Annotated in this window: 16 protein-coding genes and 3 pseudogenes; 10 read left to right on the forward strand and 9 right to left on the reverse strand. The window is 58.8% G+C overall.

Features of this window, described 5'->3' with window-relative positions:
- Nucleotides 1–61 precede the first annotated feature (61 nt).
- Nucleotides 62–2,382 (forward strand): annotated as a pseudogene (locus tag AB4N76_RS05190) (hybrid sensor histidine kinase/response regulator).
- Here the strand turns inward: AB4N76_RS05190 and AB4N76_RS05195 are convergent.
- From AB4N76_RS05195 to msrB, 3 genes are all read right to left on the reverse strand, one after another.
- Nucleotides 2,366–2,827 (reverse strand): MarR family winged helix-turn-helix transcriptional regulator, encoded by a 462-nt coding sequence (locus AB4N76_RS05195; protein WP_046032402.1) that lies wholly within the window; start codon nucleotides 2,825–2,827, stop codon nucleotides 2,366–2,368. The pseudogene AB4N76_RS05190 and the gene AB4N76_RS05195 sit on opposite strands and share 17 nt — an antisense overlap.
- Nucleotides 2,824–3,309 carry a glutathione peroxidase gene (locus tag AB4N76_RS05200; RefSeq protein WP_046032403.1) on the reverse strand — a complete coding sequence of 162 codons (486 nt, stop codon included), beginning with the start codon at nucleotides 3,307–3,309 and terminating at the stop codon, nucleotides 2,824–2,826. Before AB4N76_RS05200 ends, AB4N76_RS05195 begins: the two co-directional genes overlap by 4 nt.
- 170 nt (nucleotides 3,310–3,479) lie before the next feature.
- Nucleotides 3,480–3,875, reverse strand: a complete 396-nt coding sequence (gene msrB, locus AB4N76_RS05205; RefSeq protein WP_077432199.1) for a peptide-methionine (R)-S-oxide reductase MsrB — start codon at nucleotides 3,873–3,875, stop codon at nucleotides 3,480–3,482.
- Between the two features lie 226 nt (nucleotides 3,876–4,101).
- Between msrB and AB4N76_RS05210 the strand changes: the two genes are divergently transcribed.
- Together AB4N76_RS05210 and htpX are read left to right on the forward strand one after the other, a co-directional pair.
- The gene (locus AB4N76_RS05210) at nucleotides 4,102–5,313 is read left to right on the forward strand and encodes a pyridoxal phosphate-dependent aminotransferase (protein WP_046032405.1); all 1,212 of its coding nucleotides are present in this window, start codon (nucleotides 4,102–4,104) and stop codon (nucleotides 5,311–5,313) included.
- 317 nt (nucleotides 5,314–5,630) lie between these two features.
- Entirely contained in the window at nucleotides 5,631–6,521 is an 891-nt protein-coding gene (gene htpX / locus AB4N76_RS05215; protein ID WP_027925729.1) for a protease HtpX, read from the forward strand.
- Nucleotides 6,522–6,569: 48 nt separating this feature from the next.
- Here htpX and AB4N76_RS05220 read toward each other — a convergent pair whose 3' ends face one another.
- Nucleotides 6,570–7,235, reverse strand: a complete 666-nt coding sequence (locus AB4N76_RS05220) for a thiopurine S-methyltransferase (RefSeq protein WP_046032406.1) — start codon at nucleotides 7,233–7,235, stop codon at nucleotides 6,570–6,572.
- A 102-nt stretch (nucleotides 7,236–7,337) separates the two neighbouring features.
- Here AB4N76_RS05220 and AB4N76_RS05225 point away from each other — a divergent pair, with 102 nt between their 5' ends.
- On the forward strand, nucleotides 7,338–8,105 hold the full coding sequence (locus tag AB4N76_RS05225; RefSeq protein ID WP_460164237.1) for a DODA-type extradiol aromatic ring-opening family dioxygenase: 768 nt from the start codon (nucleotides 7,338–7,340) through the stop codon (nucleotides 8,103–8,105).
- Nucleotides 8,106–8,175: 70 nt separating this feature from the next.
- On the opposite strand, the gene AB4N76_RS05230 is transcribed toward AB4N76_RS05225, so the two are convergent.
- Entirely contained in the window at nucleotides 8,176–9,849 is a 1,674-nt protein-coding gene (locus AB4N76_RS05230; RefSeq protein WP_046032408.1) for a DEAD/DEAH box helicase, read from the reverse strand.
- Nucleotides 9,850–10,270: 421 nt separating this feature from the next.
- On the opposite strand from AB4N76_RS05230, the gene AB4N76_RS05235 reads away from it, so the two are divergent.
- Nucleotides 10,271–11,062, forward strand: a complete 792-nt coding sequence (locus AB4N76_RS05235) for a crotonase/enoyl-CoA hydratase family protein (RefSeq protein ID WP_046032409.1) — start codon at nucleotides 10,271–10,273, stop codon at nucleotides 11,060–11,062.
- Nucleotides 11,063–11,172: 110 nt separating this feature from the next.
- Here the strand turns inward: AB4N76_RS05235 and AB4N76_RS05240 are convergent, their stop codons facing one another.
- A complete protein-coding gene (locus AB4N76_RS05240) occupies nucleotides 11,173–11,928 on the reverse strand; it encodes a spermidine synthase (protein ID WP_046032410.1) in 756 nt (251 codons plus the stop codon).
- 162 nt (nucleotides 11,929–12,090) lie between these two features.
- Here AB4N76_RS05240 and AB4N76_RS05245 point away from each other — a divergent pair, with 162 nt between their 5' ends.
- Entirely contained in the window at nucleotides 12,091–13,437 is a 1,347-nt protein-coding gene (locus tag AB4N76_RS05245) for a class II 3-deoxy-7-phosphoheptulonate synthase (protein ID WP_046032411.1), read from the forward strand.
- A 103-nt stretch (nucleotides 13,438–13,540) separates the two neighbouring features.
- On the opposite strand, the pseudogene AB4N76_RS05250 reads toward AB4N76_RS05245, so the two are convergent.
- Both AB4N76_RS05250 and AB4N76_RS05255 read right to left on the reverse strand, forming a co-directional pair.
- Nucleotides 13,541–14,769, reverse strand: a pseudogene (locus tag AB4N76_RS05250) (winged helix-turn-helix domain-containing protein).
- Nucleotides 14,770–14,833: 64 nt separating this feature from the next.
- Nucleotides 14,834–15,049, reverse strand: coding sequence for a DUF1127 domain-containing protein (locus AB4N76_RS05255; RefSeq protein WP_046032413.1), 216 nt, complete (start codon nucleotides 15,047–15,049; stop codon nucleotides 14,834–14,836).
- A 96-nt stretch (nucleotides 15,050–15,145) separates the two neighbouring features.
- Here AB4N76_RS05255 and AB4N76_RS05260 point away from each other — a divergent pair, with 96 nt between their 5' ends.
- Nucleotides 15,146–16,000, forward strand: a complete 855-nt coding sequence (locus AB4N76_RS05260; protein ID WP_046032414.1) for a LysR substrate-binding domain-containing protein — start codon at nucleotides 15,146–15,148, stop codon at nucleotides 15,998–16,000.
- On the opposite strand, the gene AB4N76_RS05265 is transcribed toward AB4N76_RS05260, so the two are convergent.
- Nucleotides 15,990–16,739 carry a sulfite exporter TauE/SafE family protein gene (locus AB4N76_RS05265; protein WP_077431601.1) on the reverse strand — a complete coding sequence of 250 codons (750 nt, stop codon included), beginning with the start codon at nucleotides 16,737–16,739 and terminating at the stop codon, nucleotides 15,990–15,992. The genes AB4N76_RS05260 and AB4N76_RS05265 overlap by 11 nt on opposite strands.
- A gap of 109 nt (nucleotides 16,740–16,848) precedes the next feature.
- Between AB4N76_RS05265 and AB4N76_RS05270 the strand changes: the two genes are divergently transcribed.
- The 3 genes and pseudogenes from AB4N76_RS05270 (at nucleotide 16,849) to AB4N76_RS05280 (ending at nucleotide 19,607) form a co-directional block, all read left to right on the forward strand.
- Nucleotides 16,849–17,805, forward strand: coding sequence for a LysR family transcriptional regulator (locus AB4N76_RS05270; RefSeq protein WP_046032416.1), 957 nt, complete (start codon nucleotides 16,849–16,851; stop codon nucleotides 17,803–17,805).
- A gap of 70 nt (nucleotides 17,806–17,875) precedes the next feature.
- Nucleotides 17,876–18,337, forward strand: a complete 462-nt coding sequence (locus tag AB4N76_RS05275) for a MarR family winged helix-turn-helix transcriptional regulator (RefSeq protein WP_046032417.1) — start codon at nucleotides 17,876–17,878, stop codon at nucleotides 18,335–18,337.
- 308 nt (nucleotides 18,338–18,645) lie between these two features.
- Nucleotides 18,646–19,607 (forward strand): annotated as a pseudogene (locus AB4N76_RS05280) (IS110 family transposase).
- Nucleotides 19,608–19,791 lie beyond the last annotated feature (184 nt).

The following is a 19,791-nucleotide window of genomic DNA, read 5'->3' on the forward strand; positions in this document are numbered from 1 at the left end:
AATCCATGCATGATCGACTATGCTTGAGCAGCGAAAGGAAACGGAAGTGGTTCAACACCCCATGGATATCAAATTCACCCACCGGCTGTCATACAAGCAAGCCCGGCTGACTGTGCTGGTCGGTTTCATTCTGGGCACGCTGCTCAGCCTGCTGCAAATAGGCATCGATTATGCCAGCGAAGACGCCTCCATCAACCGCGAAATATTGTCTTTGCTGGAAATCAGCCACAACCCAGCCTCACGCATCGCCTACAACATCGACGCCGAACTCGCCCAGGAACTGACCATGGGCCTGATGCGCTCGCCGGCAATCATCGGCGCGAAACTGACCGACAACAACAATGTCGTGCTCGCCAGCGTCAAGCGCCCGGGTCTGCAAAGCGGTTATCGAGTGATCAGCGACTTCCTGTTTGGAGCCAATCGGCAGTTCGAAGACCGCCTCTTTCTCGATCATCTGCCGGACGAATCCCTTGGGACCTTGCAACTTGAAGTCGATACCTACGCCTTCGGTAGCCGCTTCCTGCGTCGGGCCGAAGTGACGCTACTCAACGGTTTTGCGCGAAGCCTGATCCTGACAGGCATTCTTCTGGCGCTGTTCTACGTGATGCTGACCAAGCCCTTGGTGCGGGTCATTCGCGAACTCAGTGGCCGCGATCCGCGTAGCGCGCAGCCGACCTGGCTGGAATACCCGGCGGGGCATGAACACGACGAAATCGGTGTATTGGTCAAAGTCGCCAACCAACAATTCGAAAACATCGCCACCGAAATCCAGCAACGACGCAACGCCGAAAACCGCCTGACCGACTACCTCAGTCAACTGGAAAACATCGTCTCGGCACGCACAGCGGAACTCAAGGCGATCAATGCCCGGCTCAGCCAATCCAATCAGGAACTGGAAACCGCTCGCACCACCGCCATCGAGATGGCAGAAGCACGCTCGGTATTTCTGGCCAACATGAGCCATGAAATTCGCACCCCCTTAACGGCCTGTTGGGGATGATCGCGTTGTCGCTGGACGGTCCACTTACGGCCGAGCAACAGCAGCAACTGTCGATTGCCCATGACTCGGGCAAAGTGCTGGTGGAACTGCTCAACGATATTCTCGACCTGTCCAAGTTCGATGCCGGTCAGCTGGAACTCGAACACATTCCGTTCGACCTTGGCGCCTTGGTCGAAGACACCGCCAACCTGCTGTCTCAGAATGCGGCGCCAAGTGTAGAGCTGACGTGCCTGATCGAGCCGCAATTTCCGGCGCTGGTATTGGGGGACCCGACTCGCGTGCGGCAGATCGTCAGCAATCTGTTGTCCAACGCGCTCAAGTTCACCCGCTTCGGTCGGGTCGATTTACGCCTGTCCACGTTCGAAGACGGCGTCAGAATCGAAGTCTGCGACACCGGTATCGGGATCGCCCACGATGCCCAGGTCAAGATCTTCCAGCCGTTTACCCAGGCAGGCGCAGGTATTACCCGACAGTTCGGCGGTACGGGACTGGGCCTGGCCCTCACCTATAACCTCTGCGAAGCCATGCAGGGACGTCTGACCATCAGCTCGGAAGCCGGTTTCGGTAGCCAGTTCTGCGCCGACCTGCCGCTGCCCGTCCACACCCGCGCAGTATCTCCGGCACCGCTGCCCGGGAAGGTCATTGCGATCACCGCCGCCAGCAGCGGTCTGGCTGAACTGCTGAAAACCCTGTTACCCGCCTGGGGGCTCGACTATCAACAGCGCTCCATTGATGACTCGTTACTGGGGCTTGAGCCTGATGTACTGATCACCGACTGCCCCGAATGCCTGTTTGGCCTGCGCCCTACCCTTGCCGCGCCGATTCTGCTGGTGACCGCTTATGGCAACTTCATGCCCAGCGAACAGGTGAGCGCCCTCGCGCCGCTGCAGCAACAGGCACGTCCGCTGGCGCGCAATGCGCTATACCAAGCCTTGCAACGGGTCTTGTTTGCGCAAACCACGACAATCAATGGAGCGCGCATCGAAGCCCTTCCCCATCAGCGGCGCGGGCGCGTGTTGCTGGTCGAGGACAACCCGGTCAATCAGTTGGTGGCCAAGGGCATGCTCGGAAAACTCGGCTGCGAGGTCATCGTCGCCGCTCACGGCGCCGAAGCCCTGGATCAGCTTGAATACAGCGATTTCGATCTGGTGTTGATGGACTGCAACATGCCGGTGATGGATGGCTACGAAGCCAGTCGGCAAATTCGCCACAGCGGACGCTGGCCACAATTGCCCATCGTCGCGCTGACCGCCAACGCCATGTCCGAAGAACGCGAACGCTGCCGTGCGGCGGGCATGAGCGACTACCTGGCCAAACCCTTCCGCCGCGAAGAGCTGGCCGCCCTGCTCGATTTGTGGATTCCCACTACGACAGCGCTTTGATCTGCCCCAGCAAATGGTCAAGCCCCTCGCGCAGATCATTCAGGCGGTCCAGATCCACTCCGCTGTCACACAGCAGGCTCGCCTTGAGTGGGCCGACTTGATCACGCAATGCCTTGCCAGAAGGCGACAGACTCAGGTGCACCTCTCGCTCATCCCGGGCCGAACGTTGACGCTGCACCAGTTGCAGTTGCTCAAGACGTTTGAGTAACGGCGTCAAGGTGCCGGAATCCAGCGCCAGACGCTCGCCCAGCGCCTTGACCGTCGGTTGCTCGGGGGCGGCCTCCTGCCATTCCCACAACACCAGCATGGCCAGGTATTGCGGGTAAGTCAGGCCGAGCTGATCGAGCATCGGCTTGTAGGCCCGGATCACCGCCCGGGACGCGGCGTACAGCTTGAAGCAGAGCTGGCTGTCCAGCTTCAACGAATCAACTGACACGCTGTTCATTTGAGCAGAGCTTCAATCTCGCGGCTCAAGTCCTGCGGTTTGGTCGCCGGAGCAAAGCGCTTGACCAACTGACCGTCCTTGCCGATCAGGAACTTGGTGAAGTTCCACTTGATGCCCTGCGAGCCCAGCACCCCCGGAGCACGTTTTTTCAGTTGAACGAACAACGGATGGGCGCCTGCACCGTTGACTTCAATCTTCTTGAACAGCGGGAAGCTGACACCAAAGTTCAACTCACAAAATTCGGAAATCGCCTCTTCGTTGCCTGGCTCCTGTTTACGGAACTGGTTGCACGGAAAACCAAGGACGACCAGCCCCTGGTCCTTGTAGGTTTGCCATAACTCTTCCAGCCCTTTGTATTGCGGAGTGAAGCCGCACTTGCTCGCCGTATTGACCACCAGCACTGCTTTACCGGCGAAATCAGCCAGGGTCTTTTGTTCACCCTTGATGGTGGTGCAAGGGATGTTCAGCAGGTTGTCGCTCATGGTTTCTGACTCTGTATGGGATAGATTGAGACAAACATAGCGAGCAATTGAATTGTGTGCAATTTAATAAATCAATGGGAGCACGAAAACCCCTGTAGGAGCACGGCTTGCCGGCGATGGCGTCCTTGAGATTGCCATCGCCGGGAAGCCGTGCTCCTACAGGGCTCACATTATTCGCGCGGCACCAGGTCCAGGCACACCGAGTTGATGCAATAACGCAGGCCGGTCGGCGGCGGGCCATCCGGGAATACGTGTCCCAAGTGTGCATCGCATTTGGCGCAGACCACTTCGGTGCGGATCATGCCGTGGCTGACATCGCGGATTTCGGTCATCGCGCTGTCGCCAATCGGCGCGTAGAAGCTCGGCCAGCCGCAGCCAGAGTCAAACTTGGTCCTGGAGTCGAACAGCGGCTCGTTACAGCAGATGCAGTGGTAGACACCGTCAGTTTTGGTTGCGTTGTATTTGCCCGAGAACGGTCGCTCGGTGCCTTTGAGACGGCAGACGTTGTACTGCTCTGGATCGAGCATTGCTCTCCATTCTTCCAGGGTTTTTTCCAACTTTTCCATCATCACACCTCAGCAGCTGAAAAAGCCCGATCTGTACCTTTTCCACGGATCGGGCGGCACGTATGATTGCGCCTCGTCAAACGCCAGTCTGGCAGCCAGACCACGCGCATTCAAACGGATTTATGAGTGCCGCCACTGAAGGCGTCAGGCCTGTGTGAATACGCAGGATTCCCAGCACGGTTGTTCATACGCCGCCTGGATCGTTCATTTTCGGGAACACATCGCCATGCAGGTCAGCAAATCGAACAAGCTCGCCAACGTCTGCTACGACATTCGCGGCCCAGTGCTCAAGCACGCCAAACGCCTGGAGGAGGAAGGTCATCGCATCCTCAAGCTGAACATCGGCAACCCGGCACCGTTTGGTTTCGAAGCGCCGGATGAAATCCTTCAGGACGTAATCCGCAATCTGCCGACGGCCCAGGGCTACAGCGACTCCAAGGGCCTGTTCAGTGCGCGCAAGGCCGTGATGCAGTACTACCAGCAAAAGCAGGTGGAAGGCGTCGGCATCGAAGACATCTACCTGGGCAACGGCGTTTCCGAACTGATCGTGATGTCGATGCAGGCCCTGCTCAACAATGGCGACGAAGTACTGGTGCCGGCCCCGGACTATCCGCTGTGGACGGCCGCGGTCAGCCTGTCGGGTGGCAACCCGGTGCATTACCTGTGCGACGAGCAAGCCAACTGGTGGCCGGACCTGGCCGACATCAAGGCCAAGATCACGCCGAATACCAAGGCCCTGGTGATCATCAACCCGAACAACCCGACCGGCGCCGTCTATTCCAAGGAAGTCCTGCTGGGCATGCTGGAGCTGGCCCGCCAGCACAACCTGGTGGTGTTCTCCGACGAAATCTACGACAAGATCCTGTACGACGATGCCGTGCACATTTGCACCGCCTCCCTGGCTCCGGACCTGCTGTGCCTGACGTTCAATGGTCTGTCCAAGTCCTATCGCGTGGCGGGTTTCCGTTCCGGCTGGATCGCCATCTCCGGCCCGAAACACCACGCCCAAAGCTACATCGAAGGCATCGACATGCTGGCGAACATGCGCCTGTGTGCCAACGTGCCGAGCCAGCACGCGATCCAGACCGCATTGGGCGGCTACCAGAGCATCAATGATCTGGTACTGCCACAGGGCCGCTTGCTGGAACAGCGCAATCGCACCTGGGAACTGCTCAACGACATTCCGGGCGTGAGCTGCGTCAAGCCGATGGGCGCGCTGTATGCGTTCCCGCGGATCGACCCGAAAGTCTGCCCGATCCACAACGATGAGAAGTTCGTCCTCGACCTGCTGCTCTCCGAGAAGCTGTTGATTGTTCAGGGCACGGCCTTCAACTGGCCTTGGCCGGACCACTTCCGTGTGGTGACCTTGCCGCGAGTGGATGAGCTGGAGATGGCCATCGGACGTATCGGCAGCTTCCTCAAGACCTATCGCCAGTAAGCGGCGGGTCTACGTGCGACTTTGGGTTAAAGTCGCACGTTGATTGATTCAGCAACATATCTGCTGTCCCGGCCGGCTTTCACCACTCGAACCGACGGCTGATGACACACCTCCCGCTCTCGCCTAACAACGGCGGGGGTAGCGACTGCATTAGGCCTACAAAAATCTCCTGCAAAAAAGTCGGAAAAGCCCTGCAACTGACTAAAGTGTTGATGTAGGACACAGTTTGAAATAGTCACCCGGTTGAATAGCCCGGTGCATCACCTTATATACCCCGCAGTACGCTACATCTTTAGCACGAGGAGACTTCTACAACCATGATGCGCATCCTGCTGTTTTTGGCCACTAACCTGGCGGTCGTGCTGATTGCCAGCATCACCCTGAGCCTTTTTGGCTTCAACGGGTTCATGGCGGCCAACGGGGTTGATCTGAACCTCAATCAGCTGCTGATTTTCTGTGCGGTCTTTGGTTTTGCCGGTTCGCTGTTCTCGCTGTTCATCTCCAAGTGGATGGCGAAGATGAGCACCAGCACCCAGATCATCACCCAGCCGCGCACCCGTCACGAGCAATGGCTGCTGCAAACCGTCGAGCAATTGTCCCGGGAAGCCGGGATCAAGATGCCTGAAGTCGGGATTTTCCCGGCCTATGAGGCGAACGCTTTCGCCACGGGCTGGAACAAGAACGACGCACTGGTCGCGGTCAGCCAGGGGTTACTGGAGCGTTTCTCGCCCGATGAAGTGAAAGCCGTTCTGGCCCACGAAATTGGCCACGTGGCCAACGGCGACATGGTCACCCTGGCGTTGATTCAGGGCGTGGTGAACACCTTCGTAATGTTCTTCGCACGGATCATCGGCAACTTTGTCGACAAGGTGATCTTCAAGAACGAAGAAGGCCAAGGCATCGCCTACTACGTGGCAACCATCTTCGCCGAACTGGTCCTGGGCATTCTGGCCAGCTCCATCGTCATGTGGTTCTCGCGCAAGCGTGAATTCCGTGCCGACGAAGCCGGTGCACGCCTGGCCGGTACTGCCGCGATGATCGGCGCCCTGCAACGCCTGCGCGCCGAACAGGGCCTGCCGGTGCACATGCCGGACACCCTGAACGCCTTCGGCATCAACGGTGGCATCAAACAAGGGTTCGCCCGGATGTTCATGAGCCACCCACCGCTGGAAGAACGTATCAACGCCCTGCATCGTCTTCAGCGCTGATCGTTCAGCAATAAATCAAGGCCCGCAGAAATGCGGGCCTTTTTTTGTCTATTTTATTCCTCGACTGGACACTCGATACACCCGCTCTTCAAGTCGAGTGACACCTGCGTCGAGAAACTTCCCGCTCTCGCTCAAAACATCCTGATCTTCCAGAGTCTTCAGGTCCCACGATCCGCCCAATAAGCGCTGCACTTCGTCATCCAGCACAGCAAACGGGGGGCCGTCCATTTGCGCCTGGTCGTAATCCAGGGTGATCAACAACCCTTGAGACTCCTTCGGCAAAATTCGTATCAGGTGCGCTGCATATCGCTCACGCATCACCGGTGGTAGTGCAATCAACGCCGCTCGGTCGTACAAGGCGCCACAGTCAGCAACGTCGCCGGCGGTCAATGCGAAGAAATCACCGCACCAGACCTCGATCGAACCAGCCCGATAGACTGTGAAGGGGCCTTGATCGCTGACGTCCGGATCAAATTGATGCTCGCGAAAAAAGTCTTCCACCGCCTTTTCGGACAACTCAACGCCCAACACCTCGTGACCGCATTTTCCCAGCCACAACAGATCCAGACTTTTCCCACACAGTGGCACCAATACGCGCGCGCCCGCTTCCAGGCCCAATTGCGGCCAGTGCCGCTGCAGATAAGGATTCACTTCCGGCAGATGAAAGCCGATCTGATTCGTCGTCCACCGCTTGTGCCAAAACTCCGGCTGCATAATTAATCCCAAAAATTCGATCAAAAGACGCTAAAACTTATATTAGATTTAGATCAATGATCTGACTGAAGATGATGCCATCTTACTCTCAGGAGCTGATTCATGTTCCCTAGCCTGTACATATCCCACGGCTCCCCCATGCTGGCCCTGAAACCCGGCGCCAGCGGGCCAGCCCTTGCGCGCCTGGCCGCAGAATTACCGAAACCCAAGGCTATCGTCATTGTTTCCGCGCATTGGGAAAGCCACGAACTGCTGGTGAGCGGCCATCCACAACCGGAAACCTGGCACGACTTCGGTGGCTTCCCACAGGCGCTGTTCGACGTTCAATACCCGGCCCCCGGAAATCCTCAATTGGCAGCGGACGTCGTCGAAATGCTGAAGGCCGCCGACCTGCCGGCGCGCATCGATACCAAGCGCCCCTTCGACCACGGAGCGTGGGTGCCTTTGACCTTGATGTACCCGCAAGCCGATATCCCGGTGGTGCAAGTCTCATTGCCCACCCGTGGCGGCCCTGCCCTGCAAACCCGTGTTGGCCACGCGCTGGCCAGCCTGCGTGAACACGGCGTGCTGCTGATCGGCTCTGGAAGCATCACCCATAACCTGCGCGAACTGGATTGGCAGGCCGGCCCGGAAAGCGTCGAGCCCTGGGCCAAGGCATTTCGCGACTGGATCGTAGAGAAACTGGCCGCCAACGACGAAACGGCCCTGCACGATTATCGCCAGCAAGCGCCAAACGCAGTGCGCAACCACCCTAGCGACGAGCATTTACTGCCACTGTATTTCGCCCGCAGTGCCGGGGGCGAGTTCAGCGTTGCCCACCAGGGTTTCACCATGGGGGCGCTGGGCATGGACATTTATCGCTTCGGCTGATCACGCAGGCAAAAAAATCCCCGAACCAGTCGGGGATTTTTTATGTGCGATCAATCAGCTCAAGAGCGGATTAATCTTCGCGATAGCGACGCAGCTTCAATTGCTTACCGGCAACGCGAGTGTCCTTCAGTTTGGTCAGGAGCTTCTCCAGACCATCTTCCGGCAACTCGACGAGGCTGAAGCTGTCGCGCACCTGGATGCGACCGATCGCTTCACGAGCCAGGCCACCTTCGTTCAGGATGGCGCCCAGCAGGTTCTTGGCAGCGATACCGTCACGCGCACCCAGCGCGGTACGGCAACGAGCACGACCTTCAGCCAATGGAACCGGAGCACGACGCTCACGATCACCACGGTCCGGACGATCACCAGTACGCTCTGGACGATCACCGCGCGGAGCGTTGTTCGGCACCAATGGACGTTCTTTCTCGATCGCGGCCAGGGTCAGGGCTTGAGCGTTGGTTGCCTTGCGCAGCAGGGCTGCGGCCAGTGCACGCGGGGTGCAACCAATGTCGGCAGTCAGGCGATCCAGCAGATCACCGTGAGTCGATTCGGCATCGCCAACCAGCGGCGACAGGCTGTTGGTCAGTTTCTTGATGCGGGCATCGAGAACGGCCTGAGCGTCCGGCAGGCGAACTTCGGCAACCTTTTGACCGGTTACACGCTCGATCACTTGCAGCATGCGGCGCTCACGTGGAGTCACCAGCAGCAGTGCACGACCTTCGCGACCGGCACGACCGGTACGGCCGATACGGTGAACGTAGGATTCCGGATCGTACGGCATGTCAACGTTGAACACGTGAGTGATGCGCGGAACGTCCAGGCCACGAGCAGCAACGTCGGTCGCCACAACGATGTCCAGACGGCCATCCTTGAGGGAGTCGATCACGCGCTCACGCTGGTTCTGGGCAATGTCACCGTTCAGCGCAGCGGCTTTGTAGCCTTTGGCTTCCAGGGCGCTGGCCAGGTCCAGGGTCGCTTGCTTGGTGCGCACGAACATGATCAGGGCGTCGAAATCTTCCACTTCCAGCAGGCTCAATACAGCCGAGGTCTTCTGGTCAGCGTGAACCAACAGGTGAGCCTGTTCGATCGCGGTAACGGTCTGAGTCTTGGTCTGAATCTTCACGTGTTGCGGGTCGCGCAGATGGCGTTCGGCAATGGCACGGATCGACTGCGGCAGGGTGGCCGAGAACAATACGGTCTGACGGGTTGCAGGCAAGGCCTTGAAGATAACTTCGAGGTCGTCCATGAAACCCAGTTTGAGCATTTCGTCAGCTTCGTCGAGGACCAGGTGGTTCACGGTCGACAGGACTTTTTCGTCACGACGCAGGTGGTCGCACAGACGGCCCGGAGTGGCGACAACGATCTGTGCGCCATTACGGATTGCTTTCAGTTGTGGACCCATAGGGGCGCCGCCGTAAACGGCCACAACGGTAACGCCCGGCATTTGCTTGGCATAGGTTTCGAAAGCGGTTGCTACTTGCAGCGCCAACTCACGGGTTGGCGCCAGGATCAGGGCTTGCGGCTCGCGCTTGGCAGGATCGATGCAATGCAGGATAGGCAAAGCGAACGCGGCGGTTTTACCCGTACCGGTTTGCGCCTGACCAATCATGTCCTGGCCGGCCATGATGATCGGGATCGATTGCTGCTGAATAGCCGAAGGCTCTTCGTAGCCAGTCGCAATGACGGCTGCAAGAATATTCGGATTAAGATTAAAAGCGGCGAAGCCGCCGGTTTCCTGGGTCATGGGTCTGCCTCTAAGTGCATCCGCAAAGACCCATGCTCCAAAGCTGCGCATGCCGTGTAAGACTCAAGAGTCGCCCTGGCTGCTTTGTCGGCGGGGATTTGCGAAAACGAATGAATGAAAAAGATTCGTCAAGGAAGAGTCCGCTGTGCGGACGTGCAGCCGAAGCTGACTTCGGGGAATTGCGCTACCTAAACGCGGCCCGGTTAAAGGCCGGCGCGCACTATACCGGAATTCGCCCAAAAAGGGAGCATTATTTGTCGGAAAACTGACGGATACACCGTTGTGTCACAGGCTTTGCGGATAATCGTGCAGCAGTCTATTTTGCAAAGGCCCGGCCCTGCTGGCGATGGCGCTAAAACGGTTCACTGTTATCACGCAGACCTGAGGTCTGACACACCCTTCCCTCCCGAGGAAATGCAGCATGAATCAGCCCTGTTCCAGTCGTGTAACCCGTGAACGACGTGACCATGTGCTGCTGATCGGCCTGGATCGGGTCGCCAAACGCAACGCCTTTGACCTCGACCTGCTCAACGAGCTGAGCCTGGCCTATGGCGAGTTCGAAGCGGACAACGAGGCGCGGGTGGCCGTGGTGTTTGGCCATGGGGAACACTTCACCGCCGGGCTCGATCTGGTCAACGCCAGCGCGGCATTGGCCGAAGGCTGGCAAGCACCGGCAGGAGGCTGCGATCCGTGGGGTGTTTTTGCCGGCCCCCGCGTCAGCAAACCGGTGATAGTGGCCGCTCAGGGTTATTGCCTGACCATCGGCATCGAGTTGATGCTGGCCGCCGACATCAACCTGTGCGCCAGCAACACCCGGTTCGCCCAAATGGAAGTCCAGCGCGGAATCTTCCCGTTCGGCGGTGCCACTTTGCGCATGCATCAATTGGCTGGCTGGGGCAATGCCATGCGCTGGTTGCTGACCGGGGATGAGTTCGATGCGCATGACGCCTTGCGTCTGGGGCTGGTGCAGGAAGTCATGGCCAGCGAGGACTTACTGCCAAGGGCGATTGAATTGGCCGAGCGGATTGCCCGACAGGCACCGCTCGGGGTACAGGCGACGCTGATGTCTGCCCGGCAGGCGCGCTATGAAGGAGAAACCGCTGCGGCACAGGGCTTGCCGGCGATGGTGAAGAAGTTGTTGAACAGTGAGGATGCCAAGGAAGGTGTGCGATCGATGATTGAGAAGCGACCCGGGATCTTCAAAGGAGTCTGAGATTTGTGTTGATGCGGAAAATGCCATCGCGGGCAAGCCATGCTCCTACAGGTTGCGCGTCCCCTGTAGGAGCAAGGCTTGCCCGCGATGAGGCCATTGCAGACAACACGTTATGTCGCCGGACGAATCGCCTTGATCAACGACTGCAACGAATAACCCAATTGCGGCGCCAATCCTTCCGCCCGGGCCATCAAGCCGTCCATGTCCAGCACCTGATCCAGCTCCGAAGGCACGATCAAAATCACATTGCCCTCCTTCACCGGCAGCTCCCAGTAGTGCCGGTGATAAAGCCCGCGCAGCAACGCCGCACCCAACGGTTTGCCGTCATCGGTGGCCCACTGATTGATCACCAGCCAGCCACCCGGATTCAGGCGTTTCTGACAGTTCTCCAGGAAGCTCCAGGCCAGATGCCCGACACCAGGCCCGACATCGGTATAAAGGTCGACGAAAATCAAGTCCGCCGACTCAGCGGTATCGAGCAGTTCCAGGGCATCGCCGACGCGGATATACAGGCGCGGATCATCATCCAGCCCAAGGTATTCGATTGCCAGGCGCGGGACGTCGGGGCGCAATTCGATCGCCTCGACATCTTCCAGCGGCAGGAACTTGAGGCAGGCCTGGGTCAACGTGCCCGCACCAAGGCCCAGAAACAGTGCGCTTTCCGGTTGTTCGTGGCACAACGCGCCAATCAGCATCGCCCGGGTGTAGTCGTACTCGAGCCAGCTCGGATCAGCGGTAAACACGCAGCTCTGTTCAATGGCGTCACCGAACTCGAGAAAGCGGTAATCGGCCACTTCCAGCACGCGTATCACGCCGAACTCATCCTGTACCTCGGCGAGCAAATGCTCGACGCGCTCCTCAGTCATTTCGTCTCCAGAATCGTTACCGGGCCTGCATGCAATAAACAGCAGCGCACTTAAACCGCGAGGCGCGCGGCAAAGGCGCGATTGTCCGCGAAGCAACGGGAACAGGTCACGCACTAATTGCTGATAACATGACCGTCCGAGCGTAAAACACTAGAGAACGTGATGAGCCAACCCTGGAGCCCTGACAGCTGGCGCGCCTTGCCGATCCAGCAACAACCCCTCTACCCTGACGCTGCGCATTTGCAGCAGGTAGAGCAAACCCTGGCCAGCTATCCGCCACTGGTGTTTGCCGGTGAAGCCCGGGAGTTGCGCCGTCAGTTTGCCGAGGTCACCCAAGGCCGCGCGTTCCTGTTGCAAGGTGGCGATTGCGCCGAAAGTTTCGCCGAGTTCTCGGCCGCGAAAATTCGCGACACCTTTAAAGTCTTGCTGCAAATGGCGATCGTCATGACCTTTGCCGCCGGTTGCCCGGTGGTCAAAGTCGGGCGCATGGCCGGGCAATTTGCCAAACCGCGCTCCGCCAATGACGAAACCATCGACGGCGTGACACTGCCTGCTTACCGTGGCGACATCGTCAACGGCATCGGTTTCGACGAGAAAAGCCGCGTGCCGGACCCGGAGCGCCTGCTCCAGTCCTACCACCAGTCCACCGCCACCCTGAACCTGTTGCGCGCGTTCGCTCAAGGCGGGTTTGCCGACCTGCATCAGGTGCACAAGTGGAACCTGGACTTCATCGCCAACTCGGCGCTGGCCGAGAAGTACAGCCACCTGGCCAATCGCATCGATGAAACCCTGGCGTTCATGCGCGCCTGCGGCATGGACACTTCACCGCAGCTGCGCGAAACCAGTTTCTTCACCGCCCACGAAGCGTTGCTGCTGAACTACGAAGAAGCCTTCGTGCGTCGCGACAGCCTGACCAACGATTACTACGATTGCTCGGCGCACATGCTGTGGATCGGCGATCGCACCCGTCAGCTCGATGGTGCGCACGTTGAGTTCCTGCGCGGGGTGAATAACCCGATCGGGGTCAAGGTCGGCCCGAGCATGAACCCTGAAGACTTGATTCGCCTGATCGATGTGCTGAACCCGGACAACGATCCGGGCCGCCTGAACCTGATTGCGCGGATGGGTGCCAACAAGGTCGGCGATCACCTGCCGCAGCTGATTCGCGCCGTGCAGCGCGAAGGCAAGCAGGTGCTGTGGAGCTCCGACCCGATGCACGGCAACACCATCAAGGCGAGCAGCGGCTACAAGACCCGCGACTTCGCGCAGATCCTGGGCGAGGTGAAGCAGTTCTTCCAGGTGCACGAAGCTGAAGGCAGTTATGCCGGTGGTATTCACATCGAGATGACCGGGCAGAACGTCACCGAATGCATTGGCGGCGCTCGGCCGATTACCGAGGACGGGCTGTCGGATCGGTATCACACCCATTGCGATCCGCGGATGAACGCTGATCAGTCGCTGGAATTGGCGTTTTTGATTGCTGAGACCTTGAAGCAGGTTCGGCGCTAAACCGCGTCGCCCCTTCGCGAGCAAGCCCGCTCCCACATTCGACCGCGTCCGTCTGGGCAACTCGGTCGAATGTGGGAGCGGGCTTGCTCGCGAAGGCGCTAGCTCAGGTACCGCCAATTCCAGCCAATGCCACTCTTAACCTGCTGGCACTCACCCGCTGACAATTCAACTGCACCTGCGCAAGCCCCAACCAATCCGCCATCTGCCGCAGATTGATAGCCAAAGCGTGCATCCCTTCGTCATCCAGCCCCGGCTCTTCTTCATGCACGGCGTGCACCGCCAGCCGCCCCAACGCCCGCTCAGCCCGCAGATCCACGCGTGCGGCAATCCGTTCGTTGTGCAGGAACGGCAGCACGTAATACCCGTAAACACGCTTGTCTTGCGGCGTGTAAATTTCCAGCCGATAACGAAAGTCGAACAGCCGCTCGGTGCGACTGCGTTCCCAGACCAGCGAGTCAAACGGTGAAAGCAACGCGCTGGCCTCGACCTTGCGCGGTACTTTCGGCTCAGGCAGGCAATAAGCCAGTTGCCGCCAGCCTTGCACCTGGCAAGTCAGCAACTCCCCGGCCTCGACCAGTTCCGCCAGACGCGGACGGCTGTCGGTCGGGTTCAAACGAAAATAGTCGCGCAGGTCCTTTTCCGTACCGACACCCAACGCCGTCGCTGCGTGCAATAACAGCCCACGCTGAGCCTCGGTTTCACTGAGCAATGGCTGCTGCAGAATCGCCGAAGGAATCACCCGCTCGGGCAAATCATAAAGTCGTTCGAAACCACGGCGGCCGGCAACCGTCACTTCTCCGGCGGCAAACAGCCATTCCAGGGCATGCTTTTCAGCGCTCCAGTCCCACCACGGTCCTGCCCGTTCCTGACGGGTTGACAAGCTTCCGCACCCAACGCCCCCAGTTGTTCAACCGAGGCCAATACCCGGCGGATCGTGTCCTGCTGCTCGCGCCCGAAATTCGCCAGTTGCTGATAGATGTCTTCACCACGCGTCGCGCGCTGCATGCGCCAACGCATCAGCGGATACAGTGATAACGGCAGCAACGAGGCTTCATGTCCCCAATATTCAAACAGCGTGCGACGTCGACCCTGACTCCAGGCGGCCTGGTCTAGCAAATCGGAGGAGTAGTTACCGAGGCGGGAAAACAAGGGAAGGTAGTGCGAACGCACCAACGCATTGACCGAATCGATCTGCAGGATGCCCAACCGCTCGATCAGTCGGTTGAGTTGCACCGGTTTGATCGTCGCTGGCGGCTGGCGCCCGTTGAACCCTTGGGCAGCCAGTGCCAGACGTCGAGCCTGTTGGTTGGAAAAGGACAGCGTTGCGGGCATGAATACCTCCGTGTCTGCTCGCAACCTACCTCACCAGAGAGGAGTTTGTGTAGCAATGGCCTCATCATTTATGCATCGGATCATCCCAGAACGGCCTGACCGATTCATGTTCCACATCCGCACGACTCATACCGATGTCCTTCAGTGCTTCATCGCTCAAACTCGCCAGCAGCTCGCGTTCACGATGAAGTTCGTACCAGCGACTAAACTTGTGCAGCAGATCAGATACCACATGGGTTGAGAATTTTTGTTCAGTTACAACCTCGTTATGACCTTTCATCTCGTTGTCCTCCGTTGGGGATGGCCCAAGTCTCGCGCCAGCGTTAAGATCAATCCAACGAATGTTTCTGATGGTAACCATCTCGGAGATTGATGGATGTCGGCGTACCCCAGTATCGATACCGATGTGCTGCGCACCTTTGTCGCGATCGCCGACCAGGGCGGATTTACCCGCGCCGGTGAAATGGTCAATCGCACGCAGTCGGCGGTTAGCATGCAAATGAAGCGTCTGGAAGAAGACGTCTTGCAGCGCCAGTTGTTCGAACGCGATGGGCGTCAGGTCAAGCTGACCGCCGAAGGCCAGGTTTTGCTGGGGTATGCGCGGCGCATCCTCAAACTTCACAGCGAAGTCTTCAATACGCTGCGCGAACCGCACATGATTGGCACCGTGCGCATTGGTACGCCGGACGATTACGTGATGCGCTTTCTGCCGGGCATTTTGTCGCGCTTCGCCAAGAGCTATCCGCTGATCCAGATCGAGGTTCACTGCGAATCATCAAAACAATTGCTGCAACGTCAGGATCTGGACCTGTCCATCGTGACCCGCGAGCCCGGCACCGAAATTGGCCAGTTGCTGCGCAAGGAGCGCTTCGTCTGGGCCGAGGCGCAATGTTTCAACGCCCATGAGCAGACGCCCCTGCCCCTGGCGATGTTCAACAGTGATTGTTTCTGCCGCTTGTGGGCGTGTAATGCGCTGGATGCCATGGGCCGCGAATACCGCATTGCCTACAACAGTTCGAGCCTGTCAGCGTTGATGGCCGTGGTCAGTGCCGGCCTGGCCGTGACCGCGCAACTTGAAAGCCTGATTACGCCGGACATGCGCATTCTCGGTGCCGCCGAAGACCTGCCGCTGTTGCCGGAAGCCTGCATCATGCTCGTGCGCAACCTGCACAACCCGTCACCGATCACCGAGTGTCTGGCCGAACACATCGTCGATGGCTTCAAACTTTAAACGCGAGCATCACCGCACAGCCCACCAGAAAACCGCAGAACAACCCGCGCAGCAGTCGCTCCGGCAGGGCGTGGGCGATTTTCACGCCCCAACTGATGCTCATCAAACCGCCGACGGCCAAGGGCACACCGATCAGCCAGTCCACCTGATGGTGCGCCGCGTAGGTCACCAGGGTGACGCCGGTACTGGGTAAGGCCAGCGCCAGCGACAAGCCTTGTGCCACCACCTGGCTGGTGCCAAACACACTGGTCAGCACCGGCGTCGCCACCACCGCCCCACCCACTCCAAACAAGCCGCCCATGGTCCCGGAGGCGGCGCCAAGCACGCCCAGCCATGGCCATGCGAAATGCATTTGCGCCGAGGCCGGCGTGCTGGCAGCGAACATTCGCACCAGGTTGTAGGCCGACAAGGCCACCAGGAACGCGACAAAACCGATCCGCATGGTTTGCGCATCAATGCCGACCGCCCAGATCGAACCGATCCAGGCAAAACAGAACCCCATCGACGCCAAAGGCAAGGCGTGACGCAATTCGATGCGATTGCGTTGGTGATAGCGCCACAGCGCCAGCATCACATTGGGCACCACCATCACCAGCGCCGTGCCTTGGGCGATCTGTTGATCAAGACCGAACAGCACACCCAACAATGGAATGGCGATCAAGCCGCCACCAATGCCGAACAACCCGCCGAGGGTGCCCAACGCCGCGCCAAACACCAGATACATCACGAACTCGATCACAAGCGATTTCCCTTTTGTCAGGGTGTTCATCCTACGCAGTCGGCGATAGCGCGGAAACGCACAGCAACGCACAATGGCTGTGCCAACTTCGCACAAGCGCGGACACCCCATGAACCCCAATCAATTGACCGAACAGCTCGGGCTTTTTCTGGATGTGCTGGAATCCGGGAGTTTTTCTGCTGCCTCGCGCCGACATCCGCTGACCCCTTCGGCCGTGGCGCGGCGCATCGACAGCCTGGAAAAGGCCGTCGGTAGCCAGCTGTTCATTCGCAGTACACATGCCGTCATGGCGACCCCGGCAGGCCTGGCCTTTGCCGAGCGCGCGCGGCGAATTGTCGCCGAGCTTCGGCTGGCCCGGGCCGAAGCGGTGTCCCTGAGCAGTGCCCCGGAAGGCTTGATCAGAGTGGATGCGCCCGCGGCGTTCGGACGCCGGCATTTGGCACCGGTGATTGCCGACTTCCTGATGCTTTACCCCGGCCTCGATGTGCAACTGCACCTGATCGACAGCTTTGTCGACATGCAAGGCTTGAACCTGGGCAAGGTCGATCTGGTGCTGCGCGCCGGGCAAATGGCCGACACCCGCCTGGTCGCCACACCGCTGGCAAGCATGGTGCGTATTGCCTGCGCCAGCCCGGACTATTTACAACGCCGCGGAGTGCCGACCGAGCCTGCGCAGTTAGTCGATCACGACGGCCTCGATTGGGACGGCCTGGCCCCGCCCTTCGCCTGGCGCTTCGAACGCGATGGGCAGATGCATCTGCACCGCCCGGCGCGGATCCGCATGAGCGCCAACAATGCCGAGGCGCTGGTCTGCGGCGCATTGGCCGGACTGGGTATTGCCCACCTGCCGACCTGGTTGGCAAGCGAATACTTGCTGCGGGGTGAGCTGCTGTCGCTGTTCTGCGAAAAGGGCCTGCCCAAACCGGAGTCCGCCGGCATCTATGCGCTGCGGCTGGCGCAACAGCCCAACTCACGCAGCCGTTTGCTGCTGGAATACTTGAAGACGCGCTTCAGCCCGATTCCACCGTGGGACCTGGCGCTGCAAAGCACGCTGGACCGCCATTAGTCGAAAATTATCTGGCGCATTAAAGATTCGCCCGCTAGATTCATGAAGATTACCGATCAAGGCTTTTGAGATGACCACCGAACGCGACACCCTGGACAACTGCGACCACCTGCTGCTGGATAATCAGGCGTGTTTCGCCCTGCACTCGACTTCGTTGCTGATGACCAAGGTCTACAAGCCGCTGTTGCAAGCGCTGGGCCTGACCTATCCGCAATACCTGGCGATGATGGTGTTGTGGGAACGCGATGGTCTGACCGTAGGTGAAATCAGCACGCGCCTGCTGACCGATCCCGGCTCCCTGACGCCACTGCTCAAACGCCTGGAAGTCGAAGGTTTGCTCAGCCGCACCCGCAGTCGCGAAGACGAACGGGTGGTGATCGTCGAACTCACCGAACAGGGCCGCGCCTTGCGGGAAAAAGCGCGCAGCATTCCTCAGTGCATCCTCGGCGCCAGCGGAATGACGCTGGAGCGACTGCAAAAGCTGCAGGCGGAACTGCAGGTGCTGCGCAGCAATCTGCAAGACAGCCTCTAATTCCCCAGTCAACATAGATCCCCTGTGGGAGCGAGCTTGCTCGCGATAGCGGTCTGACATTCGGCATTGATGTTGACTGATACACCGCTATCGCGGGCAAGCCCGCTTGTATGTTTAGACTTGAAGGGGTGGGCGGGACTAAAAGCTCGATTCCGACTCTAGCCAGTACGGACCGTGGGAGACTTCTCGTCCCGCCCCTTCTACCCGAAGCGCCGATAAGGAATTCATCGGTAAAACCGACGATAGAGGCAAGCCAGCGCAAGGGTAAACCCCGACAAGCCCTTAAACCCTAGCTCCGAGGATTCGTCATGACAATCCTTACCTCGCCAACGGTAATCGGTATCGATGTAGCCAAGGCCGAAATCGTCGCTTACCGCGAAGACATGCAAACCACTCAACACATCAACAACGACCGAGAGACTCTTGGGCGTTGGCTCAAAGCTCTGCCTGCGCAAAGCTCAATTGCTTTGGAAGCCACCAGCATTTACCACTTGGACACGGTCGAACTGGCCCATGAAATGGGACACCGGGTTTACGTTGTGGATGCTTATCGTCTGAGCCACTACCGCGAAAGCATTGGCCAACGGGCGAAAACCGACCCTTGTGATGCGCGCCTGCTCGCGCGTTACCTGTCTAGCGAGCAGGATCGACTGCGCCTCTGGAGTCCACCTCCGCAGGCCTACAAGGTGTTGAAAAGTCTGCTTCATAGACGCGCAGAGCTTATCAATGTGCGTGTGGGCATGACGCTGAGTTGGTCAGGTGAGCCGCTTCTGAAGGATGAATTGGCCCGGCAATTGAAGTCCTTCAAACAAGCGGAGCAAGCCATCCAGAAATTACTGCACAAAGTCAGCAAAAAGGCAGGCATCACCGAAAACATCAAGCGCTGCAAAGCCATTGAGGGGATCGGTGAGCTTACGGCTATGGGCTTGGCGACCGCATTCATGCGCGGTCACTTCGCCAACGGCGATGCATTCATTGCTTTTTGGGGATGGACTTGCGAGCAAAGGATTCAGGCAAGAAGAACAGCCCTCGCCACCTGTCCAAAAAAGGCGATACGGAGCTGCGGCGCCTGGCTCACAACGCGGCGATGGCGGCTTGTCGGTCTGCCACCTGGAAACCGTACTATGAGTCCTATCTCGTCAGAGGCTTGGCAAAAACCCAAGCCCTGGTGATCCTCGCCCGCAAGCTATGCCGGGTGGCATTCGCTCTCATGAAAAACCAGAGCGAATACCAGCCAAATTTAAGGCTGCAGGGTTCCCCTGCAACATAGAATCTCCCACATTGGTTTTGTGGTGACCCTTCCAGCCACGTTCGCCCCCCTCCCAGAAAAAATTTTCACCCCTGAAAATCCCGCCTCAACCGCTCTAGCTCGGCCCTTCACATCACCCGCCAAAATTTCGAACACAACTTTTTCAAAATTTTATCTTGCGCACTAAATACTTGCGCGGTACATT

This window comes from Pseudomonas sp. S2_F03, from assembly GCF_054668335.1.